This window comes from Microbispora sp. NPDC046933, assembly GCF_040644635.1.
Taxonomy (GTDB): domain Bacteria; phylum Actinomycetota; class Actinomycetes; order Streptosporangiales; family Streptosporangiaceae; genus Microbispora.
The window spans coordinates 110,625-132,703 of sequence record NZ_JBEYWW010000015.1; the positions used below are offsets into that span (position 1 = coordinate 110,625).

The 22,079-nt window shown below is 72.9% G+C and carries 14 protein-coding genes; 5 read left to right on the plus strand and 9 right to left on the minus strand.

Going from position 1 to position 22,079, the window contains the following annotated elements:
* Positions 1–12 precede the first annotated feature (12 nt).
* Entirely contained in the window at positions 13–2,130 is a 2,118-nt protein-coding gene (locus ABZ857_RS21365; protein ID WP_357045414.1) for a hypothetical protein, read from the minus strand.
* A gap of 473 nt (positions 2,131–2,603) precedes the next feature.
* Here ABZ857_RS21365 and ABZ857_RS21370 point away from each other — a divergent pair, with 473 nt between their 5' ends.
* The 3 genes from ABZ857_RS21370 (at position 2,604) to ABZ857_RS21380 (ending at position 6,451) form a co-directional block, all read left to right on the plus strand.
* A complete protein-coding gene (locus ABZ857_RS21370; protein ID WP_357045416.1) occupies positions 2,604–3,776 on the plus strand; it encodes a bifunctional glycosyltransferase family 2/GtrA family protein in 1,173 nt (390 codons plus the stop codon).
* Positions 3,773–5,968: a glycosyltransferase family 39 protein gene (locus tag ABZ857_RS21375; protein WP_357045418.1), complete on the plus strand. Its 2,196-nt coding sequence runs from the start codon at positions 3,773–3,775 to the stop codon at positions 5,966–5,968. The genes ABZ857_RS21370 and ABZ857_RS21375 overlap by 4 nt, the downstream gene beginning before the upstream one ends.
* 66 nt (positions 5,969–6,034) lie before the next feature.
* Positions 6,035–6,451 (plus strand): ferritin-like domain-containing protein, encoded by a 417-nt coding sequence (locus ABZ857_RS21380; protein ID WP_357045419.1) that lies wholly within the window; start codon positions 6,035–6,037, stop codon positions 6,449–6,451.
* Between the two features lie 458 nt (positions 6,452–6,909).
* Here ABZ857_RS21380 and ABZ857_RS21385 read toward each other — a convergent pair whose 3' ends face one another.
* From ABZ857_RS21385 to ABZ857_RS21420, 8 genes are all read right to left on the minus strand, one after another.
* Positions 6,910–7,755, minus strand: a complete 846-nt coding sequence (locus tag ABZ857_RS21385) for a helix-turn-helix transcriptional regulator (RefSeq protein WP_357045421.1) — start codon at positions 7,753–7,755, stop codon at positions 6,910–6,912.
* Positions 7,756–7,822: 67 nt separating this feature from the next.
* Positions 7,823–8,038 (minus strand): hypothetical protein, encoded by a 216-nt coding sequence (locus ABZ857_RS21390; RefSeq protein WP_357045423.1) that lies wholly within the window; start codon positions 8,036–8,038, stop codon positions 7,823–7,825.
* Between the two features lie 41 nt (positions 8,039–8,079).
* On the minus strand, positions 8,080–9,960 hold the full coding sequence (locus ABZ857_RS21395) for an acyclic terpene utilization AtuA family protein (protein ID WP_357045425.1): 1,881 nt from the start codon (positions 9,958–9,960) through the stop codon (positions 8,080–8,082).
* Positions 9,957–10,835 carry an enoyl-CoA hydratase-related protein gene (locus ABZ857_RS21400; protein WP_357045427.1) on the minus strand — a complete coding sequence of 293 codons (879 nt, stop codon included), beginning with the start codon at positions 10,833–10,835 and terminating at the stop codon, positions 9,957–9,959. Before ABZ857_RS21400 ends, ABZ857_RS21395 begins: the two co-directional genes overlap by 4 nt.
* Positions 10,832–13,036, minus strand: a complete 2,205-nt coding sequence (locus ABZ857_RS21405; RefSeq protein WP_357045429.1) for a biotin carboxylase N-terminal domain-containing protein — start codon at positions 13,034–13,036, stop codon at positions 10,832–10,834. Before ABZ857_RS21405 ends, ABZ857_RS21400 begins: the two co-directional genes overlap by 4 nt.
* Positions 13,037–13,087: 51 nt before the next feature.
* On the minus strand, positions 13,088–14,686 hold the full coding sequence (locus ABZ857_RS21410; RefSeq protein ID WP_357045431.1) for a carboxyl transferase domain-containing protein: 1,599 nt from the start codon (positions 14,684–14,686) through the stop codon (positions 13,088–13,090).
* Positions 14,687–14,764: 78 nt separating this feature from the next.
* Entirely contained in the window at positions 14,765–16,663 is a 1,899-nt protein-coding gene (locus ABZ857_RS21415; protein ID WP_357045432.1) for a protein kinase, read from the minus strand.
* A 51-nt stretch (positions 16,664–16,714) separates the two neighbouring features.
* A complete protein-coding gene (locus tag ABZ857_RS21420; protein ID WP_357045434.1) occupies positions 16,715–18,067 on the minus strand; it encodes an FAD-linked oxidase C-terminal domain-containing protein in 1,353 nt (450 codons plus the stop codon).
* A 197-nt stretch (positions 18,068–18,264) separates the two neighbouring features.
* On the opposite strand from ABZ857_RS21420, the gene ABZ857_RS21425 reads away from it, so the two are divergent.
* Together ABZ857_RS21425 and ABZ857_RS21430 are read left to right on the plus strand one after the other, a co-directional pair.
* A complete protein-coding gene (locus tag ABZ857_RS21425; RefSeq protein ID WP_357045436.1) occupies positions 18,265–21,021 on the plus strand; it encodes an immune inhibitor A domain-containing protein in 2,757 nt (918 codons plus the stop codon).
* A 116-nt stretch (positions 21,022–21,137) separates the two neighbouring features.
* Positions 21,138–22,067: a YegS/Rv2252/BmrU family lipid kinase gene (locus tag ABZ857_RS21430; RefSeq protein WP_357045438.1), complete on the plus strand. Its 930-nt coding sequence runs from the start codon at positions 21,138–21,140 to the stop codon at positions 22,065–22,067.
* Positions 22,068–22,079 lie beyond the last annotated feature (12 nt).

Sequence of the window (22,079 nt, forward strand, 5' to 3'; positions counted from 1 at the left end):
CGGCCTTCTCCTTCAAACAGCGTGGGGTGTGGGCAGGAGCGTGAGGGTGCCGTCGGCGAGGCCGGCGGCGGTGAGCCGGTTCAGATCGTCCAGCGCGGCGATCTGCGCCCGAAGGAGCGCGTCGCGCCGGCCGATCTCGGCGAGAAGAGCGTCGTATCGCTCTGCCTCGTCCGCAGCGAGATCGGGGATGAGCAGGTCTTCGAGCCGCCTGGAGGCCCGCACGGCCCCTCTGGCGCGACCGTGTTCCATGGCCGCGGCCCGCAGCAGCGCCGCCAGGACCCGGGGACGCACCGGACGTTCGGCCTCGGGCCGAGCCCGCAGGATCCGCGCCGGGTAGGCGACGACGCGGAGCCCTTCCTCATCGACGTACGCCCCGAACTCGGGGCTGGTCGTGACGATGACGTCTCCGGGCCGGGTGAGGTTCGCATGCTCGTACGCAGCCGTGAACAACAGGGGGTCGATGCGCCGGCCGCCGGCGGGCGCGGCGCCGAGGACCTCGGCGGAGCTGAGGACGGCGTAGCCGCCCTCGGAGATGAGGTGCTCGGCCTTGATGCGGTGGCCGGGCAGGCGGCGGAGACGGCGTTCGCGCAGCATGCGCCCGACCGTCGTGCGCCGTACAGGCCGATCCTCCGATCGGAGGACGGCGTGCGTGCGCAGCCCGGATTCGCCGTCGAGATCACGGCGGAGCTGCTCGGCCAGCTCACTCAGCCGGATCTCCAATTGCGAAACGCGCTCGGGCCGCTCCATGACGGCACGGGTGTAACGGCTCTCGTGCGGCCGGTGCTGCGGGGTGAAGGCGGCGCCGGGCCGGTCGTCGAGCACCTTGGCAGGCAGGATCACCGCATGCCGCGGGGTGTGCCGGTGGTCCTCCCGCCAGCTCGCCGCCCGGAAGATGTGCAGGTCTTCCACGAGCGCGTCGAGAGTCTGTTCGGCGAGCGGCTGGGCCGAGAGGTCCGCGAGCAGGATCAGGCCGTGCCGCTCGCTCTCCGGAGTGCGAGAGAGCACCCATACGGCGGTGCGGTAGCCGGGGCGGTAGCGAAACGCGCCGTCGGGGAGGCTGACCGCCGCCTTGAGCAGGCCGTCCGCGAGGAAAGACCGGCGAAGCCGGTCGGCGTCGCTCTGCGGAGCCAGCGGGCGGACCAGAGCGTCGGCCGGGCCGATAACGACCGCGGCGCGGCCGGAGCCGAGCAGGTCGGCGAGCGCCTGGACCTGCTCGAGCACGGCCAGGGGGCTGCGGGTCTCGGAGGGCTCGTAGGGCAGTGCGCAGAGCACGATGTCGGGGTCGTCCCAGTCGTCGAGCGCGAGCTCCGGCCCAGCGGTCACGCCCAGTTGGAACTCATAGACCTCGCGGACGAGCATCCGGCGACGTACCAGCCGGGCGAGGTCCGGTTCGGGGTCGGAGGCGAGGTAGGTGTGACCGGCGTCGGGGGCGGCCTGCGCGTGCATGGCGGCCAGCAGATCGCCGCTGCGGGCGTACGGCGTGGCGAGGACCGCTCCGTCTTCCATCTCGGCGATCCCGCAGAGCCGGGCGAGCGCGCGGGTGAGCACGGGTGCGGGCTCGTCGGCGACCCACTCGTGGGCGCCCAGGCGGCGGCGTGCGTCCAGCACCCAGTCGAAGGCTTCGGCGGGCGTGTAGGCGGCCTCGACCAGTTCGTCGGCGAGTGCCGCCAGAGCCGCACCGACGCCTTCCGCGTCGGCCCCCGCGCCCGGTTCGGCGAGCGCGCGCAGCTCGGCGAGGAGGAACATGTCTTCGGCGTCGAGGCGGGCGGCGTGCCGCAGGACAGACGGCCAGCCGCAGCCGGAGAGCGGCGCGTCCTGCTGCTGCCGCAGGCAGATGAGTGCGGTGAGCGCGTTCACCAGGACGCGAGCGGGCAGACGGTCGCGCCATCCGGCCAGTGTGTGCAGCGCCAGTTCCGACCGGAGCTTGCGGGGGGAGGCGTTGCCATGGTTGGTGGCCACCAGCCAGTCGACCACCTCCCGTCCGTCGAAGATCGGCCGGCCGGCCTCGTGCCGCATCGGCTTCGGGAAGTCCGTGTGCCGACGAGCCCAGGTGGTGGCCACGGGGCGGCGCACCTCCGCCAACGCCGCGATCTCGGCATAGGAGATCGGCCAGCGGACGTCCTCGTGCATCCCCACCACCTCCTCCCTCAGGCGCACCTGTATCCGGCGTGATCAGCACCTTAGCGGTGACGCGGGAGCCATTGTCCCGGAACCCTGATAACCGGGGTTATCAAGGGATCTCTTCACTCACCAAACAGGCTTGGGGCACCATCCTTCAGCAGCGGCCCACGGAGGCCCACCACAGCGTGATCCGCTGCACGTCAGGATCAGTGCCGGCCGCGACGAAGGCCGCGCACTCCACCTTGAGCTGCGACCACGGGTCTCCCTGCGCGTCGGCCGCCTCGGCTACCCGGTCAACCCCTACCGCAGGCGCAATTCATGCGGCCTTAATGAACGCCTCAGAGGCGTCCCATCCCGGCCCGCGAGCGTGGGCGCATGAGCGAGCGAAGCGAGCGAATCGATGGGCACAGCGCGATTCGCGCCGGCGTCATCGGCGCGCCCCCGGCACGACGCGACTCCGAGCCGTCAGGCGAGGAGGCGGCATGAGCGTAACGATGGTTTCCGGGCCGGCGGCGGGGGCGTCCCGGAGGACCCGCCTGGTCGAGGTCGTCGTCCCCGTCTACAACGAGGAACGTGTCCTGGCCGCGAGCGTGGGGCGGCTGCACGCCTACCTGAGCGGCGACTTCCCGTACGGCTTCCGCGTCACGATCGCCGACAACGCGAGCACGGACGGCACGTGGACGATCGCCCAGCGGCTGGCCCGGGAGCTGCCGGGAGTGCGGGCCGTCCACCTCGACCAGAAGGGCCGGGGCCGGGCGCTGCGGCGGGTGTGGGAGTCCAGCGACGCCGACGTGGTGGGCTACATGGACGTGGACCTGTCGACCGACCTGGACGCGTTCCTCCCGCTGGTGGCGCCGCTGATGACCGGCCACAGCGACCTGGCGATCGGGACCCGCCTGTCCCCGTGGTCCAACGTGGTGCGCGGCCCGAAGCGCGAGATCATCTCCAGGTCGTACAACCTGCTGCTGCGCTCGCTGATGGGGGCGCGCTTCTCCGACGCGCAGTGCGGGTTCAAGGCGGCCCGCACCGAGGTCGTGCAGGCCCTGCTGCCCGCCGTGCAGGACGAGGCGTGGTTCTTCGACACCGAGCTGCTGCTGCTGGCCGAGCAGCACGGCCTGCGCATCCACGAGGTGCCGGTCGACTGGGTGGACGACCCCGACAGCCGGGTGGACATCGTCAGGACGGCCGTGGACGACCTCAAGGGCATGTGGCGGGTCGCCCGGGGGAGCCTGGCGGCCCCTGCGGCGCCGCCGTCCCGGACGTCGGTGCGCACGCAGATCCCCGTCTTCGCGGTGATCGGGGCGATCAGCACGGTGGCGCACCTGGCGCTGTTCTGGATGCTGCGCTCGGTGCTGCCGCCCGTGGCGGCCAACGCGATCGCCCTGTTCGTCACCGCCGTCGCCAACACCGCGGCCAACCGCCGCTTCACGTTCGGCGTACGGGGCAGGGCGGGGGCCCTGCGGCATCACCTGGGCGGGCTCGTCGCCTTCGTCGCCGGGCTCGCGCTGACCACGGCCGGTCTGTCCGTGCTCCCCGGCGGCGCGCCCCGCGCGGCCGAGCTCGCCGCCGTCATCGTGGCGAACGGCCTCGCCACCCTGCTGCGCTTCCTGCTCCTGCGATCCTGGGTCTTCGCGCCCCGGAAGGACTCCCGTTGACCCTCCTCGCCTCCGTGACCCCGATGAGCCGCCGGGCCCCGGCGGACAGGGTGACCCCGCTCCTGCGCTGGGGGAAGTGGGCCGTCCTCGTCCTGGCCGCCGTGCTCTACACGTGGGCGCTCGGCCGCAACGGGTACGCCAACGACTACTACGCCGCCGCGATCTACTCCGGCACGAAGAGCTGGAAGGCGTTCTTCTTCGGCGCGCTGGACGCCGGGTCGTACATCACGGTCGACAAGCCGCCCTTCGCGCTGTGGGTGATGGGCCTGTCGGCCCGGATCTTCGGGTTCGGCACGTGGAGCATGCTGCTGCCGCAGGCGGCGGCCGGGGTGGCGTCGGTCGCCCTGGTCCACTCCGCCGTACGGCGGGCGCTGGGCGGGCTCGACGCCCGTGCGGCCGGGGCCGCCGCCCTGCTGGCGGCGCTCGTCATGACGCTGACCCCCATCACCGTGGCCATCAACAGGGACAACAACCCGGACACCGTCCTGGTGCTGCTGCTGGTCGCGGCCGGATGGTTCTGTCTGGAGGCGATCCGCACCGGGCGCCTGCGCACGCTTCTGGTCACCGCCGTGCTGGTGGGCCTCGCCTTCAACGCCAAGATGCTCCAGGCGTACCTCGTGCTGCCGGCGTTCGCGCTGACCTATCTTTACGCCGCGCCGGGGACGTTCGTACGCCGGATCGGGCGCTTGCTGTCCGCCGGGGCGGTCCTCGTGGTCACCAGTGCGTGGTGGATGGTCGTGGTCGACCGGTGGCCCGCGTCCTCGCGCCCGTACATCGGCGGCAGCACGGACAACACCGTCTGGGACCTGGTGATCGGATACAACGGCCTGGGCCGGATCTTCGGCGGCGCGGGCAACGGCGGCGGCCCGGGAAGGCTTCCCGCCGACGCCCCGGAAGGCGTGACGCGCGCCTTCGGCGGCGGCATGGGTGGTGGCCCGGGTGGGGGCTTCGGTGGCGCGTCCGGCGCGGGCAGGCTGTTCAACGACGTCATGGCCGGGCAGATCTCCTGGCTGCTCCCGTTCGCCGCCGTGGCCCTCGTCTGCGGCCTCGTCCTGGTCGCCAGGCCGGCCGCCGAGCCGTCGAAGGGGACGGCGAGGGACGCCGTGCGCGCGTCGCTGCTGGTGTGGGGCGGCTGGCTCGTCGTGCACCACGCCGTGTTCAGCTTCTCCAGCGGGACCTTCCACCCGTACTACACGACCGCGATGGCCCCCGCGATCGCCGCGCTGACCGGCATCGGCGGCGTGCTGATGTGGCGGGCGGCACGCGCCTCGGCCGCCTGGCGGCTGGTCCTGGCCGCCGCGGTCGCCGTGACCGGGGCCTGGTCGTTCGCCGTGCTTCGCCGTACGCCGGAGTTCGTGCCGTGGCTCGCCTGGGCCGTCGCGGGCGGCACGGCGGTCGCGGTGCTCGCCCTGGCGGTCACGGCGCGCGCCGCCACGGCACCAGGCTCAGAGCGTGGCGGCCCGGCCGGGCGTGGGGGCCGGACGGCCGCGCGGATCACGGCGGTGGCGCTGGCCGCGGCGGTCGCGGCCGGGCTGGCCGGTCCGGCGGCGTACGCGGTGACGCCGCTCGGCTCGGCGGTGAACGGCACCAACCCCACGGCGGGGCCGTCCCAGGGCATGGGAGGGCCGTTCGGCCGGGGCGGCTTCGGCGGACCCGGCGGCCCCGGTGGACCCGGCGGCCCTGGCGGACCTGGCGGAATGGGCGGCACGAACCCGCCGGCGGGCACGCGACCGGGTGGCGCGACGACTCCCGAGGGCGCGGCGCCCGGCGGGAACACCCAGGAGGGGAACCGGCAGGACGGACGCGGCATGCGCGGGCCCGGCGGCCAGGTGGACACGGCGATGGCGGCGTTCCTGAAGCGGAACAAGGGGAGCGCCACCTGGCTCGTGGCGGTGGACAGCGCGCAGAGCGCGTCGTCGCTCATTCTGTCCACCGGCGAGCCGGTCATCGCGATGGGCGGGTTCACCGGATCCGACCCGGCGATGACGGTCGAGAAGCTGCAGCGGTACGTGGCCGAGGGGAAGCTGAAATACATCCTGATCGGGGACGGCGGCTTCGGACCCTCCCGCGGCGCGAGCTCGGACGTCACCGCATGGGTGAAGGCGCACGGCACGCAGGTCGAGGCCGCGGAGTACGGCGGCACGGACGGCGGCACGGGCGGCGGCGGCTCCTCGCTCTACAAGCTGGGCTGACGGCGTTCGGCCGCCTCCTCAGCGGGTACGTGATGGGCCTTCCGACCGACGAAAGGACGACCTCTCATGGACACGGAGGGCTTCATCGCCCTGCTCAACGAGGACCTGGAGAGCGAGTACCGCTCGATCGTGCAGTACGTGCAGCACGCGGCCACGATCAAGGGTGCGGAGTACCTGTCGATCATCGAGGAGCTCAAGAAGCACCTCGGCCAGGAACTCAACCACGCGAGCACGCTGGCCGAGCAGATCGACTTCCTCGGCGGCGTGCCGAGCGTCCGCGTTCCCGAGGTGCCGGTGGCGACCGACGGAGCCGACGCCCTCCGGCTCGACCTGGAGTTGGAGCAGGAGCAGCTGCGCCGCTACCGCGAGCGCGTGGAGCAGGCCCAGGAACTCGGCCTGAGCGACGTGGCCGAGGCGCTGCGCCCGCTGCTGCAGCAGACCCAGGACCACGTCATGGACCTGCAGACCGCCCTGGGGAAGTGAGGGACGGCTGCAGGTGGGGTGAGGCGGGACGTCGCGGCCGGGGTCGGGCCGCGACGTCCCGCACCCGGGTGGCGAGGAGGACGAGCGCCATCGCGAGGGGTGCGATCTCCACGGCGCGCTCGCGGCTGTGCCCAAGATCACGAGGAAGCCGTGGGCATGCCCACGAGGTGAACGAGCGGCGCTATGCGGTGTGCGAGCCCGCCGCGCCGCCGCCGAACATCGTCGCCACGGTCTCCCGGCCCAACTTTGCCAAGGGGCAGCGCGATGGCTGGTGGATCCGGACCGCGCGCCCAGCGGCACGGAGGTGATCGCCGGACTTCGCGCGCTCGCCGCCGAACTCTGACCGGCTCCAGGTCCGCCGGCCCGTCGGCGGCGCCTCGCGGTGAGCGTACGGCGGCCGGGCCGACGCGACAGGGTCAGCGCGGCAGGGTCAGCGCGACAGGATCAACGAGGCAGGGTCAGCGCGGCCGGGCGTAGTCGTCGAGGGCGCGCACGATCAGCGCCCTCGCGTCGTCGCGGAAGGCCGCCACCTCGCAGAACTCCTCGAACGCGCGCGCGTAGGAGGCGACGTCCTCGGCGTCGCGCAGCAGCAGGTCCCTGGTCCTGGTCGCCACTCCCACCATGCAGTCGTCGTAGATCCAGAACGAGTTCATCAGCGCGGACGGCAACTGCGCCTCGAACGGCAGCAGCCCGAACTCCACGTTCGGCAGCGTGGTCACCGCGATCAGCCGGTCGAGCTGGCCGCGCATCACGTCCGGGGGCGCGAGCCGGTAACGCAGCACCGCCTCCGGCATGACGAACCGGAACCGCCGCGCCGGGTCGTACAGGATCTCCTGGCGCCGCATGCGGACGCGGATCGCGTCGTCCACGTCGTCGGTGGACTCGTGCACCCGCCTGACCTTGCCGAAGATATGCCTGGCGTACTCGGTGGTCTGCAGCAGGCCGACCACAACGCCCGGCTCGAAGGCCCGGAACAGCCGGGTGCGCGCCTCCAGGTCGCGGACGTCCTCCTGCAGCGCGGCGAGGCCGTTCCTGTGCCGCTGCCGCCAGGAGTCCTGCCGCTCCAGCAGGCCGGCCGCCTGCCGGATCAGGCCGTCGATCGTCTGGGGATCGGCGTCCACCGCCTTCCCCCACACGGCCACGTCGTCCTCGGTGGCGGCCTGGCGGGCGTTCTCGATGCGGGAGACCTTCGACGGCTGCCAGCGCAGCCGCTCGGCGAGGTCCTTCCCGGACAGGCGGGCGTTCTCCCGCAACCGGCGTAGCTGGGCTCCCAAGTCCATGCGGGCCTGATGGAAACCGCTCACTCCCACCTCCCGCCGTGGTGCGGTCCAAGGTAGACCCGGCATGCCGGATCAGGCCAGAGGGGAGCTCTCAATCGTGATCGGGCAGGACCCGCCGGGCGATCTCGACGAGCAGTTCTCTCGGCACCTCGACCGCGGTCTCCCCGTCGAGCACGTGGCGCAGGCCGGCGCGGGCCTCGCGATCCACGACCTCCAGGCCTTGGACGACTATCGTGCCGCGGTCGGTCTCGTAGAGGGAGGGGCAGGCCCCCGCCTCCGACGTGGAGCCGAGAAAGCGCAATCGCATGTCCTTCTCTCCCGATTCGCGGCGATCGGGCGCAATCCTAGTCACCGAGGGACAGGCACGCACACGGCGCGGAGACGCTCGCCTAGCGCCTTCGCCTGGGCGTCGAGGAGCGGGCTGGCCGCGACGCCTCTGCCCAGCAGCCCGTGGACGACGAAGTTGAGCGCGTGCAGGTTCGGCAGCGCGAACCGGTCGATCGGCAGGTCGCCGACCTCCGGCAGCAGTTCCCTGAGCCGGTCCACGGTCAGGAACGCCGCGAGCCACGGATAGCGGGCGGGGTCGCGCGCCCAGACGCCGAGATTGGCGTCTCCGCCCTTGTCGCCCGAGCGGGCGCCGGCGACCGTGCCGAGCGGCGCGACCGCCCCGGCCGCGAGATCCCCGGCGTACGGCGGAACCGCGGCGCCGGCCGCGTCGGCGGGGGGCGGCCCGCCCGCCTGCTCGCCCAGCACCGGGCCCGGCGGCGGCGTGTGCGGCACCTCGACCCGGACTCCGTCCACGGTCACCACCGGGAGCACGGCCCGCGCGTCGACCGACGACGGCCAGTAGACGCCGTAGGGGGAGGCGTCGCCGGGCGGCGTCAGGCCATAGAAGCCGGGGTAGCTCGCCAGGCCGGTCTCCACGATGGCGGAGGAGAACGTACGCCCGGCCCTGCGCGGATCGGGGTCCATGACCGTGATCCGCAGCAACGCGGTGCCGGCGTCGTCCCCGCGACTCACCTCCGCGTCGCCGCCGCTCGTGTCCGAGGCGTTCGAGGCCGCGTGCCCGCCGCTCCCGCCCGCGCCGGGGCCGCCCGCGCCGGGGCCGCCCGCGCCGGGGCCGCTCGGCGTGCCGGGTCCGGAGCCCGCGCCGAGGGGGGTCAGCTCCACGTGGACCTGCTGAAACGACTCCCGGGGGACGCGCGCCCAGATGGCCTCCTGCGCGATCCGGGCCTTGGCGGCGATGCCGAGGCCGGTCAGCACGAGCGTCATCGTGTTGCGGTAGCCGCCGAGGTAGGTGACGGCCACCTTCAGCGTGTCCGGCGGGGGTTCGCCGCGCACGCCCGTGATCCTGACCCGGTCGGGGCCCTCCTGCTCCAGCCGGATGGTGTCGAAACGGGCGGTCACGTCCGGTCCGAGGTAGCGGGGCGAGGCGATCTCGTACAGGAGCTGCGCGGTCACGGTGCCGGTCGAGACCAGCCCGCCGGTGCCGGGGTGCTTCGTGATCACGCTCGACCCGTCGGCGTACAGCTCGGCGATGGGGAAGCCGCAGTGGGCGAGGTCCGGCACCTCCTCGAAGAAGGCGTAGTTGCCGCCGGTCGCCTGGCAGCCGCACTCGATCACATGCCCGGCGACGACCGAACCGGCCAGCGGGTCGAGGTCGCCGGGTTCCCAGCCGAACCACCACATGCCGGGCCCGGTGACCAGCGCCGCGTCGGTGACCCGCCCGGTCACGACGACGTCCGCGCCGTGCTCCAGCGCCACCGCGATCGGCCGGCCGCCCAGATAGGCGTTGGCGGTGAGCGGGGCCGCGCGCAGGGTCTCGCCGGTGTCCGCGTTGACCGGCGGCTCGGCGAGCGGCATGAGGTCGTCGCCGGTGACGTGGGCGACGGCCGCGCGCAGCCCGAGCCGGTCGGCCAGGGCCGAGACCGCCTCCGCGCAGCCGGCCGGATCGAGGCCGCCCGCGTTGGCGACGACCCTGATGCCCCGGTCGAGGCAGGTGCCGAGGACCTGCTCCATCTGGGTGAGGAACGTGCGGGCGTAGCCGGGCCGGCCCTTGAGCCGGTTTCCGGCGAGGATCGACATGGTGAGCTCGGCCAGCCAGTCGCCCGTCAGCACGTCGATCGGCCCGCCCTCGACCATCTCACGGGCGGCCGACAGCCGGTCGCCGTAGAAGCCGCCGCAGTTCGCGACCCGCATCGGTCCCGGCCGCCCGGCCTCCGCCGTCATCGCCCGGCGTCTCCGGCCGCCGACGCGCCGCGGGGTCCCACATCGGCGTTTCCCGGGCCCGTCCGGCGCACGCTCCCGCCGGCGGCTCCTGAGCCCGGGTGGGCCTCGGCGGGGACCCAGGCGGCGGGCCGCTTCTCCGCGAACGCCCGGATGCCCTCCTGCCCCTCCTCGGAGGTGAAGCGCTCGGCCGACAGCGCGGCCATCGCGCGGAACCCCTCCTCGACCGGCAGCAGCGGCACCTCCCGTACGAGCCGCTTGGTGATCGCCAGAGCCTCGGGACCGCCGCGCAGCAGCATGCCGGTGTAGTGCGCCACGGTCGCGTCGAGCTCCTCCTCCGGGACGGCGCGGGTCAGCAGGCCGATCTCCACCGCGCGTGCGGCGGTGAAGACCTCGCCGGTGAGGAAGTATTCGGCCGCGGCCCGGGGCTCCAGGCGGCGCAGGCAGGTGACCGCGATCATCGCGGGGACCACCCCGAGCCGCACCTCGGTGAAGGCGAACGACGCGGTCGCCGGGGCGACGGCGAAGTCGCAGGCGGCCACCAGGCCGAGGCCGCCCGCCCGGGCCGTGCCGTTCAGCCGGCACACGACCGGTTTCGGGCTCTCCCAGATCCGCAGCATGATGTCGGGGAACGACGCGGTGACCGGCGCCCCTCCGCGCTGCTCCTTCAGGTCGGCGCCCGCGCAGAACACCGGTCCCGCGCCGGTCAGCACGATCACCCGTACGGCGGGCTCGTCCAGCGCCCACGACAGGGCGTCGTCGAGCTGCCGCAGCAGCCGGGACGACAGGGCGTTGCGGTTGTGCGGCGAGTCGAGCGTGATCGTGGCCACGCCGCCCGCCTGCTCCCGGCGTACCAGGAGCTCCTGGGGTTCGCTCACGGCCGCGTCGCCTCCCCGCCCGGATTCGCGCCGGTTTCCGGGCCGTGCGCGTCCGTCTCCCCGCCCGTCTCCCCGCCCGTCTCCCCGCCCGGCTCCGCGCCTGTCTCCCCGCCCGTCTCGGTGCCGGCCACCGCATCGGCCACCGCATCGGCCACCGCACCGGCCACCGCACCGGTCGCTCTGCCGGGCTCCACGGTCCCTTCCTCGGGCGGGCCGCCGCCGGGTTCCCCCGGCGGCGACGGCTCGATCACGGCGAGCGGCACGCCCGCCTCGACCTGCGCCCCCGGCGTCACGTGCAGCGCGGCCACCGTGCCCGAGGCGGGGGACACGATCAGGTGCTCCATCTTCATCGCCTCCAGCACCACCACCGGCTGCCCGGCCTCGACCATGTCACCGGGCTTGACCTCGACACGCAGGACCGTACCCGGCATCGGGGCGGGCAGCGCCCCCGGCGTCACGTGCGCCGCCGGTTCGGGCAGCCGCTCCACCGGGGTGAGCCGCACCGCACCGAGCGGAGAGTCGACATGCACCATGCGGGGGTCGATGGCGGGGTAGGCGGCCACCTCGAAGACGTGCCGCAGGCCCGCCGTCTCCAGCACCACCCGGCCGGGTTCGGCCGCCACCAGCGTGACGCCCTCGAAGCCCTCGGCCCGCAGCCCGTCCCTGGTCAGCCGGTAGGCGATCTCCAGGCGTCCGCCGTCCTCGGTGCCGAACGCCGTGCGCTGCGGCTGGGAGGGGACGTTGCGCCAGCCGCTCGGCAGCCCGCCCAGCACCCCGTGCCGCCGGGCGGCCGCGCGGTTGGCCGCCGCACCGGCGAGCGCCGCCGCGAGCGCGGACAGCCGTACGGCCTCGGGACCGGCGAGCGGGGCCGGAGCGGGGTGCCGGTCGAGGAAGCCGGTGTCGAGCGCCCCGGACAGGAAGTCCGGGTGCCGCAGCACTCCCACGAGCAGGTCGCGGTTGGTCGTCGGCCCGTGGATCCGCGCCCGCGCGAGCGCGCCCGCCAGCCGCCGGGCCGCCTCCGCCCGGTCGCGGCCGTACGAGACGACCTTGGCGAGCATCGGGTCGTAGTGGACGCCGATCTCGGTGCCGGAGACCACCCCGGAGTCGAGCCGCAGCCGTGCCCCGAGACCGAACTCGCCGTCCACGCCGGGGACCTCGAAACGGTGCAGCACGCCGCTCTGCGGGCGGCCCTCGGAGTCCTCCGCGTACAGGCGGGCCTCGATCGCGTGACCGACCGGGCTCGGCGGCAGCGCGGCGAGATGGGCGCCCTCGGCCACCTCGATCTGCAGGCGGACCAGGTCGACCCCGTAGACGCACTCGGTGACCGGGTGCTCCACCTGGAGGCGGGTGTTCATCTCCAGGAAGAAGAAGCCCTCGTCGGACAGCAGGAACTCGACGGTGCCCGCGCCCTGGTAGCCGATCGCGCGGGCGGCCCGGATCGCCGCCTCGCTCAGCTCGCGGCGCAGCTCGGGGGTGACGGCGGGAGAGGGAGCCTCCTCGATCACCTTCTGGTGGCGGCGCTGGATGGAGCACTCGCGCTCGCCGAGCGCCCAGACCGTGCCGTGGGCGTCGGCGAGGATCTGCACCTCGATGTGGCGGGCGCCCTCCAGCAGCGGCTCGGCGAACAGCGTCCCGTCGCCGAAGGCCGACAGCGCCTCCCGCCGGGCCGACTCGACGGCTCCGGCCAGATCGGCCGGGTCGCGCACCACCCGCATGCCGCGCCCGCCGCCGCCCGCCGACGCCTTGACCAGCACGGGGGCTGTGAGCTGCGTTTCGGTCGTCCGGGTTGGTGCGTCGGGGGAGAGCGGGATCGTCGGCAGGACCGGCACGCCGGCCTCCGCCATCAGCGCCTTTGCCTCGATCTTCCTGCCCATCGCGGCGACGGCCTCGGGGGAGGGGCCGATCCAGGTCAGCCCGGCGTCCAGCACGGCACGGGCGAAACCGGCGTTCTCCGACAGGAAGCCGTACCCGGGATGGACCGCGTCGGCTCCCGACCTGCGGGCCGCCTCGACGATCCGCTCCGGGTCGAGGTACGCCAGGGGTGCGCCCAGCCGTACGGCCTGGTCGGCCTCGGCGGTGTGCGGGGCGGACGCGTCGGCGTCGGTGAAGACGGCGACGGTTTCGATGCCCAGCTCACGGCAGGTGCGGAAGACCCGGCGGGCGATCTCCCCGCGGTTCGCGACCAGCAGCCGCCCGATCATGACCCCCACCCCCGTCGATCTTCATGGACACGGTGTCGATGAGCATGCCGGTCACATCCGGAAGACGCCGTAGCCGGCCCGGCCGGGGTCCGGCGCTCCCGCCACCGCCGACAGGCACAGCCCGAGCACCGTACGGGTGTCACGGGGGTCGATGACCCCGTCGTCGTACAGCCGGCCGGACAGGAAGAACGCCGCCGACTCCGACTCGATCTGCGCCTCGACCGCCGCGCGCATCGCCGCGTCGGCCTCCTCGTCGTAGACCTGCCCCCGCGCCTGCGCGGCGGCCCGGCCCACGATCGACATGACGCCTGCGAGCTGGGCGGGCCCCATGACGGCCGACTTCGCGCTTGGCCAGCTGAACAGGAAGCGGGGGTCGTAGGCCCGCCCGCACATGCCGTAGTTGCCCGCGCCGTAGGAGGCGCCCATGACGATCGTGATGTGCGGCACGGTCGAGTTGGCCACCGCGTTGATCATCAGCGCGCCGTGCTTGATGATGCCGCTCTCCTCGTACTCCCTGCCGACCATGTACCCCGTGGTGTTCTGCAGGAAGATCAGCGGCGTACGCGACTGGTTCGCGAGCTGGATGAACTGGGCGGCCTTCTGGGACTCCGCGCCGAACAGCACGCCGCTGGCGTTGGCGAGGACCCCGACCGGGTGGCCGTGGACGCTCGCCCACCCGGTGACCAGGCTCGGCCCGTAGAGCGGCTTGAACTCGTCGAAGTCGCTGCCGTCCACCACCCGGGCCAGGACCTCGCGGGGGTCGAAGGGGACCTTCAGGTCCTCGGGCACGATCCCCAGCAACTCGTCCTCGTCGTACAGCGGAGCCGCGTAGCCGGAGGCGGGAACGGTCCCGGCCTTACGGCGGTCGAGCCGCCGCACGATGCGCCGGCCGATCCGCAGCGCGTCGTACTCGTCGGCGGCGAGGTGGTCGGCCAGCCCGGAGGCCCGCGCGTGCATCTCCGCGCCGCCCAGCGACTCGTCGTCGGACTCCTCGCCGGTCGCCATCTTCACCAGGGGCGGGCCGCCGAGGAACACCTTGGCCCGCTCCCGCACCATCACGACGTGGTCGCTCAGGCCCGGCACGTACGCGCCGCCCGCGGTGGCGTTGCCGAAGACCAGCGCGATCGTCGGGACGCCCTCTGCCGACAGCCGGGTCAGGTCGCGGAAGACCTGGCCGCCGGGGATGAAGATCTCCTTCTGCGACGGCAGGTCCGCGCCGCCCGACTCCACCAGGTTCACGTACGGCATGCGGTTGCGCAGCGCGATCTCGGCGGCGCGCAGCGTCTTGCGCAGCGTCCAGGGGTTGGACGCGCCGCCGCGCACGGTCGGGTCGCTGGCCGTGACGACGCATTCGACGCCCTCGATCACCCCGATGCCGGTCACGACGCTCGCGCCGACCGGATACTCGGTGCCCCAGGCCGCCAGCGGGGACAGCTCCAGGAACGGCGAGTCGGGGTCGACGAGCAGCTCGATCCGCTCGCGGGGGAGCAGCTTGCCGCGCTCCCGGTGCCGTTCGACGTACTTCGGCCCGCCTCCGGCGACGGCCTTGGCGTGCTCGGCCTCGAGCTCGGCGAGCTTCGCCAGCATGGCCTCGCGCCGCGCGCCGTACTCGCCGCTGGAGGCGTCCAGCCGGCTCACGAGCACCGTCATGGCACCACCGAACCGAGTTCTGTCACGTGATCATCCTCCGTGGTGAGCCGCCGTCACGTCAACGAGCCGGGCCCGGCATCAGCCACAGTGCGACCACGCGCTGTTCCAGGCGGCGGTGCCGTAGCCGCCGCCCCAGATGACGCACTTGCTCTTGGCCGGCAGCCGGATCGGCCCGGCGTAGGCCGTGTAGCTGCCGGAGTCGGTCTTCGACGAGCCGTTCTGGACCTTGAGCACGGCGCTCATCTTGATCTTCCCGGGCACGACGTACTTCGACATGGTGATCACGCAGTTGTAGCCGTTGGACGCGTTGTAGAGCAGGTACGTCGTCGCCTGCCCGTAGGAGTGCGAGTCGACGACGGCGTAGCCGCTGCCGCACACGCCCTTGGCGGTGTAGGGGTTGGGCTTGGGCGCCGCGGTCTGCGTCGGGGTGGCCTTCGCCGTCGGGCTGGGCTTGGGCGCCGTGGTGGTCTTCGTCGGCGCGGGGGTGGCCTTGGGCGGCGGCGTCGTGGCCTTCGCGGACGGCGTGGTCTTGGGGGCGGGACTGGGCTTGGCCGGGGACGGCACCGCGTGGGAGGTCGACGGCTTGGCCTGGCGGGTGTGCGTCGGGGAGGCGGCCGGTTTCGCGCTGGCGCTGGGCCGCCACGCCGCGGGACTCGGCGAGGGTTTCCTGGTTTTGAGCCGGGCGGGGGTGGTGACCAGCTCGGACGGCTGCGGGATGGGCAGCTCGTCGTCCGGCGGCTCCGTCACCTGGGACTCCGTCACGGTGGGCGAGGCGGCGGGGCCGAGGGCGTCCTCCGAGGAGATCTGCCGGGCGGACACCCACGTCGGCACGAGGAAGGCCGCCGCCGCGAGGGCCGACACCCCGATCCCGGCCGCCGTCCAGGTCAGCACCGGCCGCCGCGGCCTCGTCCCGTCGGGCCCGCGCCGTAGGGGCGGCGTGGGCGCTCCGCCGGCACCCCGCGGTCCCGGTGCGGGCGCGTGCGGGCCCTGTGCTTGCGGACCCTGTGCTTGCGGACCCGGTGCTTGCGGACCCTGTGCTTGTGGACCCGGTGCGTGCGGACCCTGCGCCTGCGGGCCCTGTGCGTGCGCGGGTGCGTGTGGCCAGTGAGACGGCGCGGGCCCGTGAGGTCCCGCCGGGGGCGCCGGTGGTGCGGCGGCGGGCCGTACGGGCACGGTGGGCTGCCCGGTGAGCCGCGCGACCACGTCCTCGGCGGAGGGGCGCAGCGCGGGGTCCTTCGACAGGCAGGCGGCGACGATGTCCCGCAGGGGCGGCGCGAGGTCGCCCAGGTCGGGCTGCGCGTGCAGGATCCGGGTGATCACCGAGGGGATCGAGTCCGCCCCGAAGGCGGGGCTGCCGGTGGCGGCGAAGACCATCGTGACGCCCCAGGCGAACATGTCGGCGGGGGCGCCCGCCGTGCCGCCGGACAGCACCTCGGGGGCCAGGTAGGCGGGCGTGCCGATGGACGCGCCGGTCGCGGTGGCCTGGGGGGAGTCGGGCGCCCTTGCCACGCCGAAGTCGATGACGACCGGGCCCTCTGGGCCCATCAGGACGTTGGCCGGCTTGAAGTCGCGATGGGTGATCCCCGCCCGGTGGATGGCGGCGAGCGCCGTCGCCGTGCTGATGGCGAGCCGTTCGAGCGCGGCGCCCCGGCGCGGTCCCTCCCGGTCCACGAGCTGCCGCAGCGACGGCCCTGACACGAACTCGCTGACGATGAACGGCTGGTTGCCGGCGAGGTCGGCGTACAGGACGGGGGCCGTGCAGAACGGCGCGACCCGTTGCGCCAGCGCGACCTCGCGCAGGAACCGCTCCCGCGCCTCGGGATCGGCCGTCAGCCGGGTGTGCAGCAACTTGACCGCGACCTGCTCGCCCGCCGGGCCGCGCCCGAGGAAGACGACCCCTTGGCCGCCCTCCCCGAGCCGGTCGACGAGCGTGAACGGGCCCAGGCGGTCGGGATCCCCAGGCTCTAGCGCCACCATCGCCCCCGATTACCCCTGAAACCTGACAATGGAGCCAAACGCTACCAGTGGTCAGATTGCTTTACCGGGGTTGAGGATGTTCAAGGGGTCGAACACCTGCTTGATGCCCTGGTGCAGTTCCGCGGCCACCGGGCCGGTCTCCAGGCCGAGCCAGCGCTTCTTCAGCAGGCCGACGCCGTGCTCGCCGGTCAGCGTCCCGCCGAGGTCGAGCGCGGCACGGAAGACCTCGTCGGCCGCGGCCCAGACCTCCTCCGGCGGCTCGGCCAGGCCGCGGTCGAACACGAACACCGGGTGCACGTTGCCGTCCCCGGCGTGGGCGACCGTCGCGATCATCACGCCGTGCCGGGCCGCGACCTCCTCGATCGTGGTGATCATGTCGGGCAGCGCCGAGCGGGGCACGCACACGTCCTCCACCAGGCACTGGCCCAGCCGCTCCTTGGCCTGGTAGGCCAGGCGCCTGATGCCGATGAGCTCGGCGGCCTCCTCCGGGGTGGACGAGACCGCGACGAACGAGGCGGCCCCGCACAGGTCCGCCATCCGGGCGGCCATCTCGTCCGCCGAGCCCTCGGCCTGGGCGATGAGCATCGCCCTGGTGGACGGCTCCAGCCCGATGTTCTTCCAGTCGTCGATGGCCTGCAGGGTCGTGCGGTCCATCAGTTCCAGCAGCGACGGCTGGCAGCCCGCGGCGACGATCGCCGACACGGCCGCCGCGGCGTCGCGCAGCGAGGTGAACTCGGCGGCGACCGTGGCCGTCTCGAGCGGCGCCCGCCGCAGCCGCAGCGTCGCGGCGGTGATCACGCCGAGCGTGCCCTCCGACCCCACGAACAGACCGGTCAGGTCGTAGCCGGTCACGCCCTTCATCGTGCGGCGGCCCGTGTTCAGCACCCGCCCGTCGGCCAGCACGACCTCCAGGCCCAGCGCCGAGTCGCGGGTCACGCCGTACTTCACGCACCGCAGGCCGCCCGCGTTGGTCGCCAGGTTGCCGCCGATGGTCGAGATCTCGTACGACGAGGGGTCGGGGGCGTACATCAGGCCGTGCTCGCGGGCCGCCCGGTCGAGGTCGGCGGTGATGACGCCGGGCTCCACGACCGCGATCTCGTCCTGCGGCGACAGCTCGCGGATCGCGGTCATCCGCGCGAGGGACAGCACGACGCAGCCGTCCACGGCCGTCGCCCCGCCGGCGAGCCCGGTGCCCGCGCCGCGCGGGACCACCGGCACGCGGTGCTCGCTCGCCCAGCGCATCGTGGCCACGACGTCGTCGCGCGACCGCGCGAGCACCACGCCGAGCGGCCTGCCCGGCGGCACGAACGTGCGGTCTCTGGCGTAGGAGTCGACGACGTCGGGATCGGTGAGGACTCGCCCGTCCGGCAGCGCCGCGGCGAGCGCGGAGGTCAGCTCGGTCACGACTGGACTTTACGCCACGGCTCGGTATCGGGTCGCATCCGGAATTATTAACGGTTTTCGGTACAGATTACATTTTGACAACCATGCCGGTTGCCTCTTTACCCTCCCTTTACCCCCTCGTTTAAGGTCCCGCATGCGCGCTCATCCCGGCGCGCTGTGCATGGGTGTCCGGGGAACCCGGACGGGAAGGGATCTCGTTGTCCAGAAGAATCCGGCGTCTCGCCGCGATCGTGCCCGCGCTGGGGCTGGCGGCAGGAGGTCTGGCCGCGGCCGGTGCGGCTGCGGCGCCCACGGCGGGCTACCAGCCCTCCGCCAAGGACCACTACATCAACTACGCGCCGCCGCGCGTGCAGGGCGACTTCACCACCACCGAGGAGAAGGTCCCGGCCAGGGGCGCCAAGCGCACCGCGGCCCTGGCGCAGGCCATCGACCACAAGTTCGCGAGCGGCAACCCGGTCGCGGCGCGTGTTCTGGCCAAGCACGAGAAGCAGGCGATCAGGACCGGGAAGAACCCCTTCGACTTCATCTACAAGAAGGCGAAGACGACCCGCACCGCCAAGCTGCTCACACTGCTGGTCGAGTTCAACGACCAGGCCAACGACGACTTCTCGGGCTGGTCGCACCCGAAGACGATCGACGACGTCGACGACTGCGTGACCGAGCCGCCGGGCACCAAGCTGAACGGCCCGCTGCACAACAAGATCCCCAACCCCGCGACCGCCGCCGGCGGGGGCAAGGACAACAACTCCATGTGGGTGGCCGACTTCAACACGGCCCACTACAACAACATGCTCTACACCTCCAAGGGGATCACGACCCGGGTCCGCCCGGACCTGACCGACCCCCGGGACGGCAAGAAGGGCATCGACATCTCCGGCTCCACCATGAAGAACATGTACGAGGAGATGTCGAAGGGCGCCTACACCGTCACCGGTGAGGCCGTCGGCTGGATCAAGGTCCCGCACTCCGAGGCGTGGTACGGCGCGGGCAAGTGCCACACCTACCCGCAGGACATGACCGGCCACCCGGACAACCCGCGCGGCGCCGCCCAGCTCGCGGTCGACGCGGTCGACACGCTCGTGAAGTCGAACCCGAACTTCCCGTGGGCGGACTACGACGTGGAGGACACCTCCGACGCCGACGGCGACGGCAACTACGACGAGCCCGACGGCGTCGTCGACCACCTCGTGCTGATCCACGCCGGCGAGGACAAGTCGGGCGGCGGCGGAGCCGAGGGCACGATGGCCCTGTGGGCCCACTCCAGCGACGTTGCCGGCGGCTACACGGTCCCGGGCACGAACGTGAAGATCTCCAACTACATCCTCCAGCCCGAGGACTCCGGCGTGGGCGTGTTCGCCCACGAGTACGGCCACGACCTCGGCCTGCCGGACCTGTACGACACCACCGGCGAGGGCGACTCCGACGTCGACTTCTGGGACCTCATGTCGAGCGGCTCGCACTCCGGGCCGATCTTCCAGTCCCTGCCCACCCACATGGGCCTGTGGGACAAGTGGGTGCTCGGCTGGGCCAACCCGAAGGTCATCGAGCCGGGCGGCAAGTCGCAGGTCGTGGCGGTCGGCCAGACCTCCCGTACGCCGAAGGGCACCGAGGACGGCGTCCGGATCAACCTGCCGGACAAGCTGAACGTCATGTCCACCCCGCACAGCGGGTCGAACCTGTGGTGGTCCAACAGCGACCAGGACTGGGCCGACAACAAGCTGAGCAGGACCGTCGACGTCCCGGCCGGCGCGGACGCGAAGTTCCGGTGGTGGAGCGACTGGGACATCGAGGCCGACTGGGACTTCGGCTTCTTCGAGGTCTCCGCCGACGGCGGCGCCACCTGGACCGAGCAGAAGGTCTTCAAGGAGGACGGCAGCCTCGCCAGCACCGGCGACGACTACACCGACCCCAACGGCCGCCTGAAGGACTACGGCAACAAGAAGTACGGCGTCACCGGGGTCAGCGACGGCTGGCAGCACCTGTACGCCGACCTGTCGCCGTTCGCGGGCAAGTCCGTCCAGATCCGCCTGCGCATCGCCACGGACGCGGCGTCCGTGCACCGCGGCTGGTTCAACGACGACTTCTCGCTGACCAACGGCGCCACCGTGGTCTGGTCCGACGACGTCGAGGGCGGCGCCAACGGCTGGACGGCCACCAAGGGCACGTTCACCGACACCACCGGCGCCGGCTGGGTCATCCACTCCGGCCAGGAGCAGGCGGCGCAGTACTACCTGGCCGAGTGGCGCAACTTCGACGGGTTCGACAAGGGCCTGCAGTACGCCTACGACTCGACCTGGCTGCGCGACGGCGCGTGGAAGGTCGAGAAGATCAAGTACAACGCCCCCGGCCTGCTCGTCTGGTACCGCGACACCTCCCGCCCCAACAACGACGTCGCGGGCACCGCGTTCGACCTGCCGTCGGTGGGCCCGAAGGGCGAGCTCCTCATCGTGGACTCGCACTTCGAACCGCTGCGCCGTACGGGTGAGGCGGCGGCGCACGACCCGAGTGTGCTGAAGAACCTGCAGTCCCGCCCGCAGTCGTCCAACGCGGCGTTCAACTTCGTCGGCACCTACCCGTTCAAGGAGTGCGTCGAGGGCGAGCCGTTCAAGGAGTACTGCAGCTCGTTCGGCAAGCAGGCCGCGGTGAAGACGTTCACGGACGCCAAGGGCTGGTACCCCGGCCTGGAGATCCACGACGACGGCAGCCTGTACTACCGCCAGCGTGACTCCTCGGCCGTCGTCCCGTCGAAGGACAACCAGCCGTACTCGACCCGGATCGTCCACGCGGACGGCACCCCGGCGACGGAGCTGTACGGCACCGACATCGGCGGCGCGATCCTCGGCACCGGCAACCCCGGCGACGAGGGCAAGCAGCTCGGCGTCCAGATCAAGCTGATCAGCCCGCTGCCGGCCAACCTGGGCGCGCTCGTCCAGATCACCCCCGCCAAGAAGTAACCCCTTCCTGGGGTCCCCGTGCCCGGCTGCCGTCCGCTCCGGACGGCAGCCGGGCACACTCATGTCCGCCTTCGGTGGAATGCGCGCCCGCGCCCGGCGGCCCCTAGCATGTGATCGTGCGGAGCAAGGCGGATCACACGGCGGCCATCCACCGGGAGCGGAGAGCCGCCGTCGTCGTGAACACCAAGTCCCGGCGAGGCCGCCGCCGCTACGCCGAGGTGGTGCGGCTGCTGAAGGAGCGGGACTTCCTGCTCACCGGCGTCCACCCGGTGACCGACCCGGCCCGGCTGCGCGACGTCATCACCCGGGCGCTCGAACCGCAGCCCGACCTGCTCGTGGTCGGCGGCGGCGACGGCACGCTGAGCAGCTCGGTCAAGCACGTCGCCGGGCGCGACGTCGCCCTCGGCGTGCTGCCGCTCGGCACCACCAACAACTTCGCCCGCAGCCTCGGCCTGCCGCTCGACCTCGCCGGGGCGATCGGCGTGTTCACCGCGGGCAAGGTGGCCGACATCGACCTCGGCGTCTGCGGGGACCGGCCCTTCGCCAACCTCGCGAGCTTCGGCGTCTCGGTCGAGGTGGCGGGCACCGTCAAGCCGTGGCTCAAGCGGATGCTGGGCCGGGCGGCCTACCCGCTGACCGCGCTCACGATCCTGCCCAGGCACCGGCCGTTCCGCGCCTACATCACCGTGGACGGCAAACGCCACGAGCTGCTGACCCACCAGCTCAACATCGCCAACGGCCGCTTCCACGGCGGCTGGCAGATCGCCAGGGACGTCAGCATCGACAACCGCAAGCTGGTGGCCTACCAGCTCGGCTCGGGCAAGCGGCTGCGGCTGCTCGGGGAGACCCTCGTACGGGCGACCACCGGCAAATGGACCAGCCTCGCGGGCGGGCCGTTCGTGACCGGCCAGGAGATGCTGCTGGAGACCGACCCGCCGATGGCGGCCGACATCGACGGTGAGGTGCGGCTGCGCACCCCGCTCGTGCTCAGGACCATCCCGAACGGCGTCCGGGTGATGGTCCCGCAGAGCTTCGAGGACACCTGAGCGGGACCGCCG